Annotated in this window: 18 protein-coding genes and 1 pseudogene; 12 read left to right on the forward strand and 7 right to left on the reverse strand. The window is 63.2% G+C overall.

All coding sequences use genetic code 11. The features are described from left to right. The first annotated feature begins 602 nt into the window (after positions 1–602). Positions 603–914 (forward strand): DUF736 domain-containing protein, encoded by a 312-nt coding sequence (locus J0H39_23490; GenBank protein ID MBN9499724.1) that lies wholly within the window; start codon positions 603–605, stop codon positions 912–914. A gap of 26 nt (positions 915–940) precedes the next feature. Here J0H39_23490 and J0H39_23495 read toward each other — a convergent pair whose 3' ends face one another. The 3 genes from J0H39_23495 to J0H39_23505 all read right to left on the reverse strand — a co-directional run bounded on the left by J0H39_23495 (position 941) and on the right by J0H39_23505 (position 2,312). Then, positions 941–1,180, reverse strand: coding sequence for a hypothetical protein (locus tag J0H39_23495; protein MBN9499725.1), 240 nt, complete (start codon positions 1,178–1,180; stop codon positions 941–943). A gap of 290 nt (positions 1,181–1,470) precedes the next feature. Beyond that, on the reverse strand, positions 1,471–1,974 hold the full coding sequence (locus J0H39_23500) for a type II toxin-antitoxin system YhaV family toxin (protein ID MBN9499726.1): 504 nt from the start codon (positions 1,972–1,974) through the stop codon (positions 1,471–1,473). Further along, positions 1,971–2,312: a type II toxin-antitoxin system PrlF family antitoxin gene (locus tag J0H39_23505; GenBank protein ID MBN9499727.1), complete on the reverse strand. Its 342-nt coding sequence runs from the start codon at positions 2,310–2,312 to the stop codon at positions 1,971–1,973. Before J0H39_23505 ends, J0H39_23500 begins: the two co-directional genes overlap by 4 nt. A 96-nt stretch (positions 2,313–2,408) precedes the next feature. Here J0H39_23505 and J0H39_23510 point away from each other — a divergent pair, with 96 nt between their 5' ends. Together J0H39_23510 and J0H39_23515 are read left to right on the forward strand one after the other, a co-directional pair. Next, on the forward strand, positions 2,409–3,305 hold the full coding sequence (locus tag J0H39_23510) for a hypothetical protein (protein MBN9499728.1): 897 nt from the start codon (positions 2,409–2,411) through the stop codon (positions 3,303–3,305). A 434-nt stretch (positions 3,306–3,739) separates the two neighbouring features. Then, positions 3,740–4,243, forward strand: a complete 504-nt coding sequence (locus J0H39_23515) for a hypothetical protein (GenBank protein MBN9499729.1) — start codon at positions 3,740–3,742, stop codon at positions 4,241–4,243. Between the two features lie 116 nt (positions 4,244–4,359). On the opposite strand, the gene J0H39_23520 is transcribed toward J0H39_23515, so the two are convergent. Then, positions 4,360–5,577, reverse strand: coding sequence for a DUF1612 and helix-turn-helix domain-containing protein (locus J0H39_23520; GenBank protein MBN9499730.1), 1,218 nt, complete (start codon positions 5,575–5,577; stop codon positions 4,360–4,362). A gap of 232 nt (positions 5,578–5,809) precedes the next feature. Next, positions 5,810–6,109, reverse strand: coding sequence for a prevent-host-death protein (locus tag J0H39_23525; protein MBN9499731.1), 300 nt, complete (start codon positions 6,107–6,109; stop codon positions 5,810–5,812). Positions 6,110–6,240: 131 nt separating this feature from the next. Here J0H39_23525 and J0H39_23530 point away from each other — a divergent pair, with 131 nt between their 5' ends. The 8 genes and pseudogenes from J0H39_23530 to J0H39_23565 all read left to right on the forward strand — a co-directional run bounded on the left by J0H39_23530 (position 6,241) and on the right by J0H39_23565 (position 14,088). Then, positions 6,241–6,519, forward strand: coding sequence for a type II toxin-antitoxin system Phd/YefM family antitoxin (locus J0H39_23530; GenBank protein MBN9499732.1), 279 nt, complete (start codon positions 6,241–6,243; stop codon positions 6,517–6,519). Next, positions 6,516–6,953 carry a type II toxin-antitoxin system VapC family toxin gene (locus J0H39_23535; protein MBN9499733.1) on the forward strand — a complete coding sequence of 146 codons (438 nt, stop codon included), beginning with the start codon at positions 6,516–6,518 and terminating at the stop codon, positions 6,951–6,953. The genes J0H39_23530 and J0H39_23535 overlap by 4 nt, the downstream gene beginning before the upstream one ends. Continuing rightward, positions 6,950–8,005: pseudogene (locus J0H39_23540) on the forward strand (hypothetical protein). Before J0H39_23535 ends, J0H39_23540 begins: the two are co-directional and overlap by 4 nt. Before the next feature lie 13 nt (positions 8,006–8,018). Continuing rightward, positions 8,019–9,191 carry a tyrosine-type recombinase/integrase gene (locus J0H39_23545; GenBank protein MBN9499734.1) on the forward strand — a complete coding sequence of 391 codons (1,173 nt, stop codon included), beginning with the start codon at positions 8,019–8,021 and terminating at the stop codon, positions 9,189–9,191. Between the two features lie 292 nt (positions 9,192–9,483). Next, entirely contained in the window at positions 9,484–10,689 is a 1,206-nt protein-coding gene (gene repA / locus J0H39_23550) for a plasmid partitioning protein RepA (protein ID MBN9499735.1), read from the forward strand. A 2-nt stretch (positions 10,690–10,691) separates the two neighbouring features. After that, positions 10,692–11,711 (forward strand): plasmid partitioning protein RepB, encoded by a 1,020-nt coding sequence (repB, locus tag J0H39_23555; GenBank protein MBN9499736.1) that lies wholly within the window; start codon positions 10,692–10,694, stop codon positions 11,709–11,711. A 225-nt stretch (positions 11,712–11,936) separates the two neighbouring features. Further along, positions 11,937–13,169 carry a replication initiation protein RepC gene (locus J0H39_23560; protein MBN9499737.1) on the forward strand — a complete coding sequence of 411 codons (1,233 nt, stop codon included), beginning with the start codon at positions 11,937–11,939 and terminating at the stop codon, positions 13,167–13,169. Between the two features lie 586 nt (positions 13,170–13,755). After that, on the forward strand, positions 13,756–14,088 hold the full coding sequence (locus J0H39_23565) for a single-stranded DNA-binding protein (GenBank protein ID MBN9499738.1): 333 nt from the start codon (positions 13,756–13,758) through the stop codon (positions 14,086–14,088). Positions 14,089–14,160: 72 nt separating this feature from the next. Here J0H39_23565 and J0H39_23570 read toward each other — a convergent pair whose 3' ends face one another. After that, a complete protein-coding gene (locus J0H39_23570) occupies positions 14,161–14,532 on the reverse strand; it encodes a transcriptional regulator (protein MBN9499739.1) in 372 nt (123 codons plus the stop codon). Between the two features lie 110 nt (positions 14,533–14,642). Continuing rightward, positions 14,643–14,954, reverse strand: coding sequence for a helix-turn-helix transcriptional regulator (locus tag J0H39_23575; GenBank protein MBN9499740.1), 312 nt, complete (start codon positions 14,952–14,954; stop codon positions 14,643–14,645). Positions 14,955–15,277: 323 nt separating this feature from the next. Here J0H39_23575 and J0H39_23580 point away from each other — a divergent pair. Beyond that, the coding region (locus J0H39_23580) for a replication protein C (protein MBN9499741.1) at positions 15,278–16,186 on the forward strand (909 nt) is incomplete at its 3' end.

Here is a 16,186-nt window from a genome sequence, read left to right on the forward strand (position 1 = left end):
ATTTGTTACCGCGCAACGGTCCCGTCAGCGGGGCAGTCAGCCTGCATGCGTCCGCCGCGAACCGTGACCTGACGATCCGGCCATCTACCCTCCCTCTGAATCTGCCGGCTCATTGCCGGGCACCACCCGTCGCTCCTCGCACAGTCGTGGTTGCATCAGTCGGTCTCGATTGGTCGGGCGCGCCAAGCCGGGCCTGCGAATCAGCGCGCGCGGGTCTTGTCAGGGTTGATCGCGACACAGGCCTGGAGCGGATCGAGGTCCTTGCGTTCCGCGAAATGCGTTGCCCGATGTCGGGGCACCTCGGTCGACGTCGTGTCACACGGCCCGTTTTTGAAACTCGCCCATGGCGTCCTCGATTTGGCATGTCTGACCGAAGGCCGTCGTCGCTAGCGCTTCGCCTCGCTCTTATCCCCGCAACAGCCGGTCTCGACTTTCTTCCCCTGCCGGCTTCGCCGTCATTCCTCGCGGAAGACAAGAAAGTCGCGCCCTGGCTGCCCTCTACTGCGTGTCGGCCCCTTCGGGGTGCGGGTCGAGCGCCCCCGGTCTGTCGCCAGCCATCGAGGTCGCGATAGGCGCGGCCCGAAAACTGAAAGGACACGACAATGGCGACCATCGGCACCTTCACCTCGAACGGCAACGGGTTCACCGGCACCGTCCGCACTCTCGCTCTCAACGCCAAGGCCAAACTGGTCCGCGTCGAGAACCCTTCCGACAAGGGTCCGCACTTCCGTATCTTTGCCGGCAATGTCGAGCTGGGCGCGGCCTGGCAGAAGACCGCCAAGGACACCGAGCGCGACTACCTCTCCGTCAAGCTGGACGACCCGAGCTTCCCGGCTCCCATCTACGCCACCCTGATCGAGGTGGAAGGGCAGGAAGGTCTCCAGCTCATCTGGTCCCGTCCCAATCGGGACTGAGCTCGCCTACGGCAACGGCCCCGCCATCAGGCGGGGCCGTTTCTGCGTGAGCACGGGATGGACGCGCCCAAGTTAACTGGCGCTTCTGGCCGATCGAGCGCCGCCAAACGCTCAGGCATGTCGAGCAGCTTCATGGCGGCTGCGGCCATTGCCTCGGCCACACTCGGATAGGTTTCCGCCGAGCTCATAGAAACGCCATCCGGAAACGTCACGATTGCCTGATAGCCATTTCCTTTGGCAGTAGTGGAGAGCTGGATTGTAGACATATCGCGACTCCCTGCCGGATCATACCTGCCACCAGACGGACTATTCTCGTAACGTGGCAATCATCCTTCCCGCCTCTAGCGGCGCCAAACAACATAATCATCTTTTCGCGTTTTCGTTGCGTTCAGCCACCGCACGGCTTCTCCTCCGCGAGAAAGGCGCGGACGCGTGCGTCGAACCGAGCGAGTTTTGTTGGTGCGATCATCGTCACGCGGCAAGGCCGCCCTCTTCCCTTCGACGCGCTGCCACGCGCAGCGCTATGCAGCCAATATCGATGCGCCGCTTGCGCGGGCTATTCCCCGCGCGTCGCACGCGTGAGGCGGCGTTTCGCGCCGGCGCTCGATGCGGCGGCGAGAAGCTCCTTCCACGTATCGGGCGGATTCCCGCGATCCAGCATCTTCCGAAACACGGCGTAGGCGTCGTTGGCGCTCTCATAAGCGCGTAACGTCGAGTCATCGTTCACCCAGGCCAGCACGATGATCTTGGAATCCGCCGATTGCTGGTAGCGAAAGAATAGCCGGAACTGCTGCAGGAATTTTGCGCGGAACCAGTGTTTGTACTCGTCGCCGAGCGTGCCGCCCTGCCGGTAGATGTCGCGGGTCGGGTCACTCGGGATATCCTCGAACGCCACCTTCAAGACCGCCGCGAGGAGCTTTGCGGCGCGTTTCTTTTTGTACCCCTTCGGATCCTTTTCACGCGCCTTCTCGACCGCCGCGATCATCGCCTCAAGCTGGTCGAGAAACAGCGGATGCGCATAGATTGTCCAACCGTTGACCTCGAAGGTATCGTCGCTCACGCATCATCTTCCGGCAGAGCCGCGTCGAGATCGACCTTGAGGCCCTTGACGAGACCCTTGGCGCGCGTGACCAGCGACTTCGGCACCGGCCGAATCCGGGCCGGCTCGTTCGCCATATCGCTGGCCAGGAATGCGAGGAACGTGCCGATCACCGGATCGCCGTCGTCGGCGCGCGAGTCCTTCTTCGCGATCACGACGGTGCCGTCGGCGAGCCCGCGAAACACGACCTGGTCACGTTTGCCGAGGGCGAGCATTTTGCGGATGGCGGCAGGCACGGTCGTCTGGCCGCGGTCCGTGATGGTGGCGGGGATTTCGAGGATTTCAGCCGTCTTGGCCATTGCCGGCTCCTTGCGTCGTTATGCCGACCGATGTAATGCATTTGCATTGTAAGTCAAGGTCGGCCCGATCGCCAGCTCCGAAAGCAGCCTCCCGAGATGCCCGCTAAACCGATCGACAATGAGCGACGCGGCTGCGACGCCGTCGCCCGGGTGCTTGAGGAGCGCCACGGTGCGGTGCGGGCCAATGCCAGCTCTCCAGAGGACGACCGGGTTGGTCCTCCCGTGGAATATGTCTTCGATCTCGCCGGCCAGACCTACGCATTGGAACACACTGTCGTTGAAGCCTTTGACGGCCAGATTCACAAGGACGTCGATTTCGCGGCCTTTATCGCGCCGATCGAACATGCGCTTGACCATCACATGCCGTCTCCCGGCAGCTATCGGCTCACCTTCGCCATCCATCCGAGCCAGGGGCTCAAGCCGAAACGTATCGCCGAAGCGCAGGCGGCCATTATAGCCTGGGTGCGCGAGGCCGCCGCCGCGATGCATGCCGAGTGCCCGGCCGTCCCAACACGAAGCCGGGGGCCGCATGGCCGCGAGAGCCATCGGCGGGGAACGGTAGAGGGCGTTGACCTGCATCTCCACCGCGAGATCGGCTGGTTGCTGCCTGAGGTAGCCTACGGCCGGGTGTTCTGTGGTCGCTTTGCGCCGCCCAATTACGAAACGCTTCGCATTGAACGGATGCGCGCCGCCTTGGCCAAGAAGCTGCCCAAGCTCCAGAGTTGGAAGGGCACAGGGGCGCGGTCCGTGCTTATCCTGGAAAACCGCGACCTCTCTCTGTCGAACCATGTTGTCATTCTCGAAGCAGCCGAAGAAGCGCTCAAGGGAAGACCTGATCGGCCGGACGAGATCTGGCTGGTCGATACCACCATCAAGACAGAATGGACCGTCTGGTGCCTGATGCGGGACGGTTTGTCGTTTCCGGACGATGAGACGTCCTTCCGTTATCGAGACTTCAGGCCTGATGACCTCTCTGACGTTGGCGCTACTTGAGACCGACTCAAGCCTGGTGAAAATGGGGGGCTTGGGCGAGCCGCCTGCGGCGGACGGCTCTATTCACTTCGCTCACGGAGCCCGCGAGCGGTCTCCGCCCATTCGGGTAACGATCCTCTCGCAAGACGAGGCGCCCGGATCGACCGGCCGACTCGTCGCGATGGTTTCCCCTCGCGCACCCGGCCGGCTCGTGCCGGATACGGACACGGCGCCTCGTTGGCGCCGTGGTTTCCTTTCTCTCTGACATCGAATTGTGCACCCGCCACTCCGGCGTCAAGGACATCGCGGTTCCCCCAATTTTCAGCCGCCGCCCTTCCAGGCCGTCGTCAGAAAACCGGCTCCCCCGCTCGCCGCCGCTGGCGGTCGCTTCGCGATCCCTGACCCCTCGCGGCTACGGCGCAGCCTCCTCTCGTCAGAACGAAAGGAGACACCTCATGTCCGATATCGACTATCTCACGCTGTTTACGCGCTTCTGTGGTTTCAAACTCGTGGTCATGGCCAACCGGCTTGGTTGCGACAACCATCTTGCGCGCTGTGCACACGACCGGCTTGTCGCAAAACTCTGCCAGCTCATCGAGCTGATGCGCGAAGCTCTCGCCGCGGAGCGAGAGACGGCGCTCGATGAAGCATCGACACGCTATCAGACGGCTTGCGAAGACCTCTTCTGGATCGAGGCGGAATTCGCAAATCGGTGGCTGTCGGACCGGCCGCATCCGCTGCTCGACGATCTCATCATCGACCTCGGGACCCGCGAGATCTTCGACGCCCGTTCAAGGTGCTGGCGTCCTCTTGGCGACACCGATCCGAGCCTTCGCGAGGTAACCGATGGGGAGCTATGCAGCCTGCGCAGCATCATCGATCAGATCGCCAACGAGACCGGCGTGAGCTTCTCGGCGAACCGTCTAGTCTACGGTGACTTCGATGGCGTGAGCCCCTGAGATTTCGGACGAGAGGCTGACGCCTCTCGTCCTTCCCTCAAGCCCGGCAGCGCCGTCCGCGTCGACTGGGCGATTCCGCCGTGCTTCCGACCCCCGCCAACCGACGGCACGCATTCTCAGAGAATCCCCCATGCCCGGTACCGTCCCCTTCCGGTCGCCTCGCGCAAGCCGAGGTCCGCGACGAGGTCCTGGGCGGCGCGTGGCGTGATCTCCAGCTCTTCGGCGATCATGCCGGCCGAGACGATCGGCCGGGTCAACACGTAGTCGAGCAGGGCCGGCAGCCGGGAGGTGGAGCGGCGGCCGTGGAGCTTGCGGGCCAGCAGGGTGCGGGCGGTCAGCCAGCGATCATGGTCCTTGAGCCCGGCCTCGGCCGCGGCGGTGGTCGCCTGAAGCTCGACGGCGAGGCGTCCGGCGCTATCGCGCGGCCGCCGCCGCTCGCGCGGGATCGCTTTGAGCCCGTCATGGAGACAAGACAGATGCCAACGCGTTTTGCCGCGCTCGCGCAACACGCTGGCTGCGAGCAGCCGGCCGAGCCAGGGTGTGTGTTGCAGCGGCTCGAGCGCGCTCCAGGCGTCGGCGGCGATCGCCGCCGCCAGCGCAGGCGGCAGGCCGCGCGTCTGATCGACGACGGCGCGCCAGGCATCGAGGCGTTCGCCTTCGTCCCAATCGAGGTCGTAGACGAGCGGGTCACGCTCGGGCGCTCGCTTCGTCTGCCTGGCGATCTCGCCGGTCATCGTCCGGTCGGCCTGGGCGATCGCCGCGTCCACCGAGGCGAAGACCTCGGCCAGCCGGTCGTCCGTTGGAGTGACGCGAAACGGCTCGGCGGCGTCCGCCGCGCCGTCTCCGTCTTCCACACCGAGCGGCTCGTCCTTTTCCTCATTCCGCTCGACTGCCTCCTCTTCCCGGTTGCCGAACCCTCCCCTCCCCCGCAGCCCAGCGAGCCCGGCCACCGACAGTGCCCAATCGGGTTTGCCGTCGGCGATGCGCCGTCGCGTGCGCAGCACGGCGTGGGCGCGGGTGAGCTCGTGAGTCGGGGCGCGGACATCCATGCCGGCGTCGTGGAGAACGAGATCGTCGAGGTGGACGAGCTCGCCTTCCAGCCACAGACTGGCGCAGGCGTCGGTGAAGTGAGTCCGGGCGATCCAGCCGTCACGGATCGGGCTCTTGGCGAGGCGCTCGTCGAGCCGGGCAACGGCATCTTCGGCGGCGGCGAGCGGCCCGGCGATCTGGGCCCAAGGCAGCGGATCGGGGATATGGTAGCCAGAATGCAAGGTCTTGATAACCTTAACGAGAATCGATGAAACGGAAGCTATCACGAATATAGCTTCCGTCATAGCGATGCCTTCTCGCGCTTGACTCTGACTATCGATAACTAACCCTTATCGATAGTGTTGGACACGGAATCGCAAATCAGCGATTCTGACGGCCCGGAGCCCGGAAAATCATGCCCGCCGGGCCGCCGATCGACGAGAGGACGCAGCCCTGACAGCCCTCTCCCCTCCTCCGGATGCGCTCGCTTGGCGGCAACGACGGCGCGGCTTTGGCCGACACCTGTGTCGGCCGAGTTCAACGGTCGTCGTAGAGGCCGTCGCGAAAGGCCTTGTCGGCCGGCCGCGCATCGGTCCTGTCGCCTCGCGCGCGGAGTTCTCGCGCGAACCGCACGCCCTTCTCGACCAGCGAGGCCGGCTCTGGCTCAAGCTCGGCATCAAGGTGCTCAAAGCCGGGCGTCATCTCCGAGGCCTCGATCGCGGCAATGTCCTCCTCGGTCAGATCGACGGTCCGAACGGCCCGACGATCGCGCCCGGTCGCTTGGCGTTCGGCTGCCGCCGCCGGCGGCGTGTTGGTTTGGCCGGGGTGACGGCTCATGGCGACTTCCCTCCGTTCGCCCCGATATTACCGCAGGGGCGGCTTCTCCGCACGGCGCCCGTTGAAAGTCGCGGCGATCTTCCTTATAGTCACAATGGTCATTATGGTCATTATGGTCACAGGAGCAGGTCGTGACAATCCCCCGAAAAACCCCCGCTCAGGAATCGGATCACTGGACGGTCGCCGGTGCAAAGGCCCGCCTCTCCGAGGTGATCGAGCGCGCCCAGAGCGACCCGCAGATCATTACCCGCCACGGCAAGCCGAGCGTCGTCATCGTCTCGGCTGAGGAATGGGCGCGCAAGACCGTCCGCAAGGGCACGCTGGCCGAGTTCCTGATGGCCTCGCCCCTGCGCGACGCCAATCTCGTTCTCGATCGGGTCCGCGATCAGCCGCGCGACCTTGATCTATGAACCTCCTGCTCGACACCAACGTGCTCTCCGAAGTTCGCCGACCGGCGCCCGATCCGACGGTTCTCGCCTGGCTCGATACGGTCGACGAGGACCGGACGTTCATCAGCGTCGCGTCGATCGCCGAGCTCCGGCGCGGCATCGCTCTGATGGACGATGGCCGCCGTCGCGAGGCGCTGACCGCCTGGCTCGCGGAGGATCTGCCGGCGCGCTTCGCCGGGCGGATCCTGCCGATCGATCCCGCGATCGCCGAATGCTGGGGCGGCCTGATGGCGCAGGCCCGCCAGAGCGGCTTCGCGCTCTCGGTCATGGACGGATTCTTTGCGGCCACGGCACTCGACCGTGAGCTGGTGCTCGCGACCCGCAACACCAAGGATTTCGCGACGCTGGGCGTGCCGCTGTTGAACCCCTGGACTGATAAAGGGGCGCCGGAATGAGCACCCCTGCCCGCCTCCCGGATGCCGCCTCGCTCGAAACCGTCATGGCCGGGCTCGATCCGGCCTCGGCCGATACGGACATGGTCCCAGCCCTCAATGCGGCGTTTCCTGGTTTTGCGTTCGACCTCGCGCCGATCGATGACGATTACTGGCGCGACACAAGGTCGATCCTCCAGCCGGACGGCACGCGGCTCGGCGAATTGCGGCCATGGATGACGGCCGAGATTGCCAAGGACGGCGGCGACATCAAGGCGGTCTGGTCGCGTCTGAAAGAGACCGATCTGCAGATCACAGAATGGCGCGGCTCCAGCGCCTTCGTGTCGGCGCCGACCGGACCGGGCGCGGCCGACTATCTACAGATTGCGCTTGGACGGGAGATCGAATGGCGGGCCGGACCGATCGTCAACCCGGACTACCGTCCGTGGGGCGAACAGGAGCTGCTCGATCCGAGCTGGCCTCGCACCCATCAGCTTCCGGACTCGGATCGCCTTGCCGGCCCGGTTTACCGCCTGCTCGACGGCGCCGGCGGCGCGATGATTCACGTCCGGAGCTTCCTCGATCGCTGCGGCCGCATCGAGCGCGAGAAGCGAGAGGCCAAGCGGCCCGAGCTGGAACGGCGCGTCATTCGGGAGGTCGGGCCGGGCGGAACGCGCGAAACGCCGTTCCTCGACGCGATCCCGGACTATTTCGACTGTGCCGCGTGAGCTGCGGTTCTTTCAGGACTGGGAGGAATCGAACGCCAGACCGCAGCGCGTTTTCGCGCACTGGGCGCTGGATGCCCGCGACTACACCCTCAAAGGCGACCGCGACGTCGGCTTTATTCCCCGACCGCTGCGGCCGCCGAAAGAGCGACCGCTGATGACGCCGGAGAAGGCGTCGATCGTGAGATTGGCCTACCCTTTGGCTGGTTCTTTCTGATGACCCACGGCCATTGGGTCGACCCCGAAATCGGACTTGCGATCGCTGAAGGCGTGAAGGCCCAGCGCGTACGGCTTCCCGACCCCGACGCCCGCGTGCTGCTGCGCTGGGCGGATCGAAGCTACGGTTTTTGAGAGAGCGCCGCTTATGGACGACATCACTTCGCGCGCGCTGGTCTCCGACCCCGAAACCCGGCGGGCGTTACAGCTCGACGCGCTCTCGGCGATCCTGCCGATGGAGCGGCGTGATCGGCTGGCCGAGCTCCTGACCGACGATGACGTCGCGACGCTGAAGCATCTCGCGCGCGAGGGCATGGGCGAGAACACCTTGCGGGCGCTCGCCTCCGATCTGGCCTATCTTGAGGGTTGGGCGAAAGCCGCGACCGGCGCGCCGCTGCCATGGCCGGCGCCGGAAAGCCTGGCCTTGAAATACGTGGCCCATCACCTGTGGGATCCGGCCGAGCGCGAAACCGACCCGCAACACGGGATGCCGGCCGAGGTAGCGACGGAGTTGCGAGAGGCGTTGCTGCTTCGCACCGATGGGCCGCATGCGCCATCGACGGTGAAGCGCCGGCTCGCGAATTGGGGCACGCTGCATCGCTGGAAAGGGCAGGAGGGTCCATTCCATTCGCCCAGTCTTCGCACGGCAGTCAGGCTGGCGGTGCGGGCCAGTACCCGGCCCCGACAGCGCAAGAGCAAGCGGGCCGTCACGCGGGACGTGCTGGACCGGCTGCTTGAATCGTGTCGCTCCGACCGTCTCGCCGATACCCGCGATCTCGCAATTCTGCTGCTGGCTTTTGCCTCCGGTGGACGACGGCGCAGCGAGGTGGCGCGGCTCCGGGTCGAACAGATCAGCGAGGAGCCCGCGGTGCCGCTCGATCCTAAGGATCCTCATTCACCGACTTTGCCGTGCGTGGCGATCCATCTCGGCCGAACCAAAACTGGAGTCGCGGACGAGGCGGGGAGGGTGCTTCTGGTCGGGCCTCCGGTCGAGGCGCTGCGCGAATGGCTCGAGCGTGCCGACATCGGCAAGGGACCGATCTTCCGGGCCATCGATCGCTGGGAGGCGGTCGAGGAGAGGGCGCTGACCCCCCAGTCGATCAATCTCATCGTCAAGCGGCGCTGCGCGATGGCGGGCCTGGAGCCGAGGGAGTTCTCCGCACATGGGCTGAGGTCCGGCTATTTGACGGAGGCGTCGCGCCAAGGCGTTGCCCTTCCAGAGGCGATGCAGCAGTCGCAGCACCGGTCGGTGCAGCAGGCGGCAAGCTACTACAACGACGCCGAGCGTGTTCGTGGGCGGGCCGTCCGCCTTGGTGTCTAGGAGGGGCCCTTCATTAAGTTGTCCGCGTACAACTGCCCTCGAAAGGCATGAGTGTTCCGCGGGCGGTCGGGAGCGGCGAATCGGGTGTTCGGTGCTAAGTTGTCAGCGTACAACTGCGTCACGTGAAGACTGATTCGCGCGCGAGGCTTCGGACCTACCCGCGACGCTAGGGTGGCGCCGTTAACCTCTCGTTAACTCAATAATCCTTGCGGCACCGAGAGAATCGGGCATTACTCTCCATCAGCGCATTTTGAGGCAAACTGCTCAATATTCCGCAGATGCAGAGATTAGGATGCCAACGTCAGCGAAACCTCTCGACGAGAATGTGCGTGATCTCCGCTCTCTGATCAATGCGGACGCAGCGGAGCTTTCGGCACGACTACGCGCCCAGCAGCTTCGCGACTTCCCGCCAGCGGCTGAGAAGACGATTCGTCGGTTTTCGTCGGCGGAAGCCGCGCGCTTCATCGGCATAGCTGAAGGCTACCTCCGCCAATTGGTATCCGAAGGAAAGGGCCCTCCAGCACCAGCGAACAGCCGTCGGAGTTATTCGATCGAAGACGTCGATGGGTTGCGCCGCGACCTCGACAGCGCGGGAAAAGGTGCGCGTCGCTACGTCCCACATCGGCGCGATACCGAGGCTCTCCAGGTCATTTCGGTCATGAACTTCAAGGGCGGCAGCGGCAAGACGACCACCGCCGCCCACCTCGCGCAGTATCTCGCGTTTCGAGGCTACCGCGTCCTGGCCATCGACCTCGATCCGCAAGCAAGCATGTCAACGTTGTTCGGACACCAGCCCGAGCTCGATGTGGGCGACAACGAGACAATCTTCGGCGCCATCCGTTACGACAGCGAGCGCCGTCCAATGCCGGAGATCGTGCGCGCCACCTACATTCCGAATCTCCACATTGTTCCGGGTCAGCTCGAACTCATGGAATTCGAGCACGAGACACCCAAGGCTTTGATGACGCGACAGAGCAACGACTCGATGTTCTTCGCCAGAATCGGGGAAGCTCTGGCACAGGTTAGCGACGCCTACGATGTCGTGGTGATCGATTGCCCTCCGCAACTCGGCTTCCTCACCCTGTCTGCACTGTGCGCTGCGACAGCAGTTTTGATTACCGTCCATCCTCAGATGCTCGACGTGATGTCGATGTCGCAATTCCTGAACATGACCGGAAGTCTGCTTGATGTCGTCGCCGAGGCCGGCGGAGCGACCCAATACGATTGGATGCGCTATCTCGTCACCCGTTATGAGCCTAGTGACGGCCCACAAACGACGATGGTCGGTCTGATGCGCTCCATCTTCGGCTCACGCGTTCTGACTCATCCGATGGTGAAGAGCACCGCAATAGCAGATGCCGGGCTCACCAAGCAGACCTTGTACGAGGTCGAACGACAGCAGTTTACGCGCGGCACTTACGACCGCGCCATCGAAGCTCTCGATCTCGTGAACGGAGAAATCGAAAGCCTCATCAAGCAAGTCTGGAAGAGGAATTAGCCATGGCGCGCAAGATCAGCTTTGATCTTCCGACGACGGCGGATCAGACACCACAAGAAGCGGCAGCCATTTCGCCCGCCAATCGGGTTCGGCCGTTGCTGGGACTTGATCGCCCGATCAAACAATCGAGTGCGCTTGGCGCAATATCGCAATCGCTTGGCGGCATCTCGGAGAAAGTCAAACGGGCGGAAGAAATCGAGCAAAAGCTCATCGAAGGCCAGGTGATTGTTGAACTCGACCCGGCGCTCATCGACAATTCTTTCATCCCTGACCGAATGGAAGCCACCGAGGAGCAGAACGCGGCCTTCCGCGAGTTGATTCGCGACCACGGACAAAACGTCCCGATTCTCGTTCGCCCAAAGCCCAGCGACACGGAGCGCTACGAGGTAGCGTTTGGCCACCGACGCCTGCGAGCCGCCCGAGATCTTGGCATCAAAGTACGGGCGGTGGTGCGCTCGCTGACCGATGAGCAATTGGTCATTGCGCAGGGCCAGGAGAACAGCGGGCGCACCGATCTTACTTTTATCGAGCGTGCCCGCTTTGCAGCGAGACTCGAAGATCGGAAGTTTTCGCGCGAGATCATTATGGCGTCGCTCAACGTCGACAAAGCCGCTCTCTCACGGCTCATCTCGATCGCGACCCGAGTTCCAGCAGCCGTTATAGACGCGATTGGGCCGGCACCAGCCTTCGGCCGGGTGCGCTGGCAGGAACTAACGGATCTGCTGGAGCACGAAGACAATCGCACTCGTGCGATCGACATGGTCAAGGCCCCGAGCTTTCGTGCCCTGGAAACGGATAAACGCTTCGAGACACTGGCGGCGGGGCTACGCGAGAAGACGTCGCGCGCTCGCGCTGAAACGTGGGCGGCAAAGGATGGAACGCATGCTGCCAAGGTCTCGCGTGCCGGCAAGAAGCTCACGCTGACATTTGACGATCGCGTCGCTCCTAAGTTCGGCGACTTTGTCAGAAAGCGGCTTCAGACGCTCTACGACGAATTCAAAGCTGGCGATCCGCCAGCATAACCCAGCTTGCCTGGTCGGAATGAGCCGACCGGATCAAGGCACCGCAACCAAGTCGGAGAACCATAGGCAAAAGAAAAGGCTCCCGAAACGTCACCGTCCCGGAAGCCCCTCTGTCGTGTTTGGCGACTGACAGAGAATCACTTCCGCGAATCGCAGTCAAGTGTCTCGTGAGAGACGGCGTCGTTTTGACGAGCAGATTTTCTTTGCCCTAACTGAGGCAAAGACATGCAGTCACACTCTCCAACGACGCCCTTTGGGCGGCGATCGCTGACGCTTGCCCACGTGGCAAGCCAAATGGTGGCCACCGCGCGGCCACCCGAGAAGGTCGTACACAAATGGAAGATCTTTCATGCCATCTGCACAGCGCGGCCGCGCCTGGGCGTCTCCGAGCGCTCGTTATCGGTCTTGAACGCGCTGCTGACCTTCCACCCCGAGACCGCGCTTACCGGTGAAGACGACCTGATCGTCTTCCCGTCGAACCATCAGTTGTCGCTGCGGGCGCATGGGATGCCGGCATCGACACTGCGGCGTCACCTCGCGGTTCTCGTCGATGCCGGCCTGGTCGTCCGGCGCGATAGCCCCAACGGCAAGCGCTATGCGCGTAAGGGCAGCGCCGGCGAGATCGAACTGGCGTTTGGTTTCGACATATCGCCACTGGTTGTTCGATCGGAGGAGTTCGAGAGTCTGGCGGCCGACATCGAGGCAGAAGCGCGGGCGCTCAAGCTTGTCCGGGAGCGGATCACGCTGTGCCGGCGGGACATTGCCAAGATGATCGCCACCGGCATCGAGGAAGATGTTCCGACACGTCGAGACGGGCAGGGGCCGGCCGATTGGCAGGAAGTCCATGCCGCCTTCCGCTCGATCGTCGATCAGATTCCACGCACCGCAACGAGGCAAGAACTCGAGCCGATCGCCGAAGAGCTGTCACAGCTTGCAGATGACGTCCTCAATCTTCTGGAAACACACATCAAATCCACTGATTCAAGCGCCAATGAGTCCCATACTGAGCGCCACATACAGAATTCAAATACAGATCCCCTAATTGATCTTGAACCTAGCCTTCGAGAAGGCAGGGCGGCGAGGGCGGAGCCCAAACCTCAACCACCGAGGGTGGCGGAAGGGACGTATCCGTTGGGAATGGTGCTGAACGCTTGCCCAGACATCGTGGATTACGCCAAGGGCGGGATTTCGAACTGGCGGGATTTGCTCGCGACCGCCGCAGTGGTTCGATCGATGCTGGGGATCAGTCCGAGCGCCTGGGAAGAGGCGCAAACTGTGCTGGGCGAGACGCCGGCTGCGATTGTCGTCGCGTGCATCCTGCAGCGCGGCGCTGCGATCAGATCCGCCGGCGGCTATCTCCGCGGACTGACCCGGAAAGCGGAGGCCGGAGAATTTTCGCTCGGCCCGATTTTGATGTCGCAGATCAATTCGCGTCTCAACGAAAAGCGCCGGGCGTGACGCGATGACGGCCTCATCTCCACATCCTCGTTTTGCCCTGCGTTCTCGAGCTTGGACCATGGGCGCACCTGACTGCGAACGGTTGATCGAGCGACCCGCGTGTCGCAGAAAACTGAAACTGCGCGGCCGTTCCACACTGCTCGATCTCTCTGCCGCGGGCCGTGCGCGTCCTGGGAATCGCCAAGACGATCGTACTCGTCAGGACAGGTCGGCGCTTCCGAAATGTCGTCCGTCGGCAAATGTGCGAAACGCCGCGATGCCCACATGGCCGTCCTTTTGGTTGCGCCGACCGAAGATCCGGGCACTGGCGGCGATGGCAGGTCGTTCTCCCGTTCGGGCTGTTGCTCCGGTTGCATGGCTGGATTCCTATGGCCGTCGACGGCACGTCGGCCCCTGGAGCCAAGAATTTTCCCCTGCCGGTTTCCCCCGCAAGCGGGGACCCCGACCGGCATTCCTCGCGCATGCGCCTGCGGCGCCAAAATTCGTGGCTCCGGCGCCTCTGGCGGCTCCGGCTCTGTTTCGTCTTCCCGGCCATGAACGGATCGCCATCGCAACGGGGCACAGCCCCACAGAAGAGAGAAAGACAATGCGCAATATCGCCGAATTCACCCTCATCGGTCGGGTCGGAACCATCAAGCAAGTCGGCAAGACCCTTCGCGTCAGCATCTGCGCCAACTACCCATTCAAGGGCGACAAAGGCCAGTGGAGGGACGACGCGCACTGGAACGAGGTCACAATCTTCACGAAGGCGATCCAGTCCTACGTGAGCGAGCACGTCAGCAAGGGCGATCTGGTCCATGTGCGCGGACGGCTTCGGCAGAGCAGCTTCGAACGCGATGGCCAACGGGTCTACACGGTCGATCTCATCGCTCACGAGCTCGGCCGATTGGCGCAAGCCAGCGAACGCGCCGCGGCATAGCGAATACCGGGGAGGCTTCGGCCTCCCCGCCGCTCCTACCTGAAGGCCGGCGCCCGACGCGAATCCGGTCCGCTACGAAGGAAGTTTTCGCGATCGTGTCTGCCGCGCGAGACCGCGGTCGGCCCGATTTTTCTTGCCGATTGCGGAGACCAGCTCGTCGTAGTTGACGCCGCTTTTCTTAAGAGCGCGGCGCGCATCCGCGGCCTCGAAACCTAAGAGCTCGAGCACGCTCATGTTCAGGCTCGAGGCAATCCGCTCCATCGTCCTCAGCGTTGGATTCCCGATGCCGCGCACGATTGTGTAGTAGGTGCCGCGCGCCAACCCCGTCTTTGGCAGGAAGGCTTCCATGCCGCCGTTTTCGATCTCGAGCTGTTGCAGGCGGATCGCCAGCATCTCATTCAGGATCGAATGATCGACGGGCAGCGGCTTGCGAACAGGCGGCATCGTTTGACTGGCTTTCGGGTCCACGCGAGGAAACGACGGGGAACATACACGAATCCCGAGGTCCAGTATATTGGACGTTGGAAACTGTACAGGCAAGTCTTTGAAACGACTCACGTTGCCGCGTGTCTATCCCTGATGTCCGGGCGCCGGGCTCCGGCCGAATTGGTCAATTGGCGCAGCAGTCGCAAGGGATCGACCCCCGCCCGCTCAGCGATGAGCTCGATGTAATCGAGGCTAGGATTCGCCGCCGACGTCATCAAGTGAAAGTAGCTTGATCGCGGAATGCCGAGCTGCTCCGCGAATTCCCGCCGGCTCAGCCCCGATTCCAGCCTGAGCGCTTCCAATCCTGCCTGGAACGCACTCCGCAAGGTGCTGCCTTGCGCTGCGTGAGCTGCCTTTCGGCGGCAACGCTTGTCGCTCATCGCTGATTCCTCGCGCATTTCCAACGCAAACCGTTCCGTCGATCCGCCAAGCCTACACGTTGGACGGCAGACCAACATTCAATATAATAGACGGATTCGATTCAACCAAGATTCGATTCAACCAAGAGAGGTGCGTTCGGACAAAGAAAAACCCGGCAGAGCCGGGTCTCTCGTGAGGATGAGCGGGCTGGCGATGCCAATCGCCAACAATGCCCCTAACGCATGAAGGCATTTTAGCCCGCGCCATCCGACAGTTCAAGAGGACTCGCGTTTTTACGCCACGGTCTTTGTTTGCCCCGCGCTCTCCCAACGAGAGGACGCGAATGGAGATGCTTGACCAAAATCCGATCACGCCGTTTGGACGGCGACCGCTATCGCTCAGCACCGTAAAGGTGCAGCGCGACGTCAGAGATTGTCCCCACGGCAAGCCCGTACACAAATGGCAGGTGTTCCGAAACATCTGCGAGGCACGGACATCGCTGCCGGTTTCTGACCGCACACTCGCGGTTCTCAATGCGCTGCTCTCATTTCATCCTGACACGGTGTTGACCGCCGGCGCCGCCGATCTCGTCGTATTCCCGTCAAATCGTCTTCTCGCGTTACGCGCCCACGGAATGGCCGCCTCGACGTTGCGCCGCCACCTTGCAGCGCTGGTCGATCACGGGCTCGTTCTCCGACGCGATAGTCCGAACGGCAAACGCTACGCACGCAAGGCGAGCTCCGGCGATATCGAGCAGGCCTTTGGCTTCGATCTTGGGCCGATCGTGGCCCGGTCCGATGAATTCGCCGCTCTGGCCGAGGCCGCGATCGCCAAACGCCAGGCGCTTGGCATTCTTCGCGAACAGATGACCTTGGCGCGGCGTGACATCGCCAAGATGATTGCAACTGGTGTGGAGCAGGGCGTCGCCGCCGATTGGGCCTCCTATCATCGGACGTTCCGAGAGATCCTGACCCGGCTTCCTCGCGTCCCGAAATGTGAGATTCTTGAGCCCATCGTTGTCGAACTGGTGAGCTTGGCAAAAGCGATCGTCAAAGCTCTCGAACAACATCTTGATCCGATCGAGCCCGTCCCGCCAACTTCACCGGCCGATCGGACTCAGAACTCAAGCCCGGAGGAGCCTAGTTCATCCGAACCTGACCCGGCACCGGGCGCCCATGAGATGGCTGACCCCAGCAACGCTCGAACCGCCAGCGCAATCCCTATTCGCATGGTGGTCGAACTCTGTCCCGAC

This window comes from Alphaproteobacteria bacterium, assembly GCA_017308135.1.
Taxonomy (GTDB): domain Bacteria; phylum Pseudomonadota; class Alphaproteobacteria; order CACIAM-22H2; family CACIAM-22H2; genus Tagaea.

Excerpts from the sequence above, each read along its gene's own strand:
- J0H39_23490 (MBN9499724.1), top strand. The coding sequence starts at position 603 with ATGGCGACCATCGGCACCTTCACCTCGAACGGCAACGGGTTCACCGGC.
- J0H39_23495 (MBN9499725.1), bottom strand. The coding sequence starts at position 1,180 with ATGTCTACAATCCAGCTCTCCACTACTGCCAAAGGAAATGGCTATCAG.
- J0H39_23505 (MBN9499727.1), bottom strand. The coding sequence starts at position 2,312 with ATGGCCAAGACGGCTGAAATCCTCGAAATCCCCGCCACCATCACGGAC.
- J0H39_23510 (MBN9499728.1), top strand. The coding sequence starts at position 2,409 with ATGCCCGCTAAACCGATCGACAATGAGCGACGCGGCTGCGACGCCGTC.
- J0H39_23515 (MBN9499729.1), top strand. The coding sequence starts at position 3,740 with ATGTCCGATATCGACTATCTCACGCTGTTTACGCGCTTCTGTGGTTTC.
- J0H39_23520 (MBN9499730.1), bottom strand. The coding sequence starts at position 5,577 with ATGACGGAAGCTATATTCGTGATAGCTTCCGTTTCATCGATTCTCGTT.
- J0H39_23525 (MBN9499731.1), bottom strand. The coding sequence starts at position 6,109 with ATGAGCCGTCACCCCGGCCAAACCAACACGCCGCCGGCGGCGGCAGCC.
- J0H39_23535 (MBN9499733.1), top strand. The coding sequence starts at position 6,516 with ATGAACCTCCTGCTCGACACCAACGTGCTCTCCGAAGTTCGCCGACCG.
- J0H39_23545 (MBN9499734.1), top strand. The coding sequence starts at position 8,019 with ATGGACGACATCACTTCGCGCGCGCTGGTCTCCGACCCCGAAACCCGG.
- repA (MBN9499735.1), top strand. The coding sequence starts at position 9,484 with ATGCCAACGTCAGCGAAACCTCTCGACGAGAATGTGCGTGATCTCCGC.
- repB (MBN9499736.1), top strand. The coding sequence starts at position 10,692 with ATGGCGCGCAAGATCAGCTTTGATCTTCCGACGACGGCGGATCAGACA.
- J0H39_23560 (MBN9499737.1), top strand. The coding sequence starts at position 11,937 with ATGCAGTCACACTCTCCAACGACGCCCTTTGGGCGGCGATCGCTGACG.
- J0H39_23565 (MBN9499738.1), top strand. The coding sequence starts at position 13,756 with ATGCGCAATATCGCCGAATTCACCCTCATCGGTCGGGTCGGAACCATC.
- J0H39_23570 (MBN9499739.1), bottom strand. The coding sequence starts at position 14,532 with ATGCCGCCTGTTCGCAAGCCGCTGCCCGTCGATCATTCGATCCTGAAT.
- J0H39_23575 (MBN9499740.1), bottom strand. The coding sequence starts at position 14,954 with ATGAGCGACAAGCGTTGCCGCCGAAAGGCAGCTCACGCAGCGCAAGGC.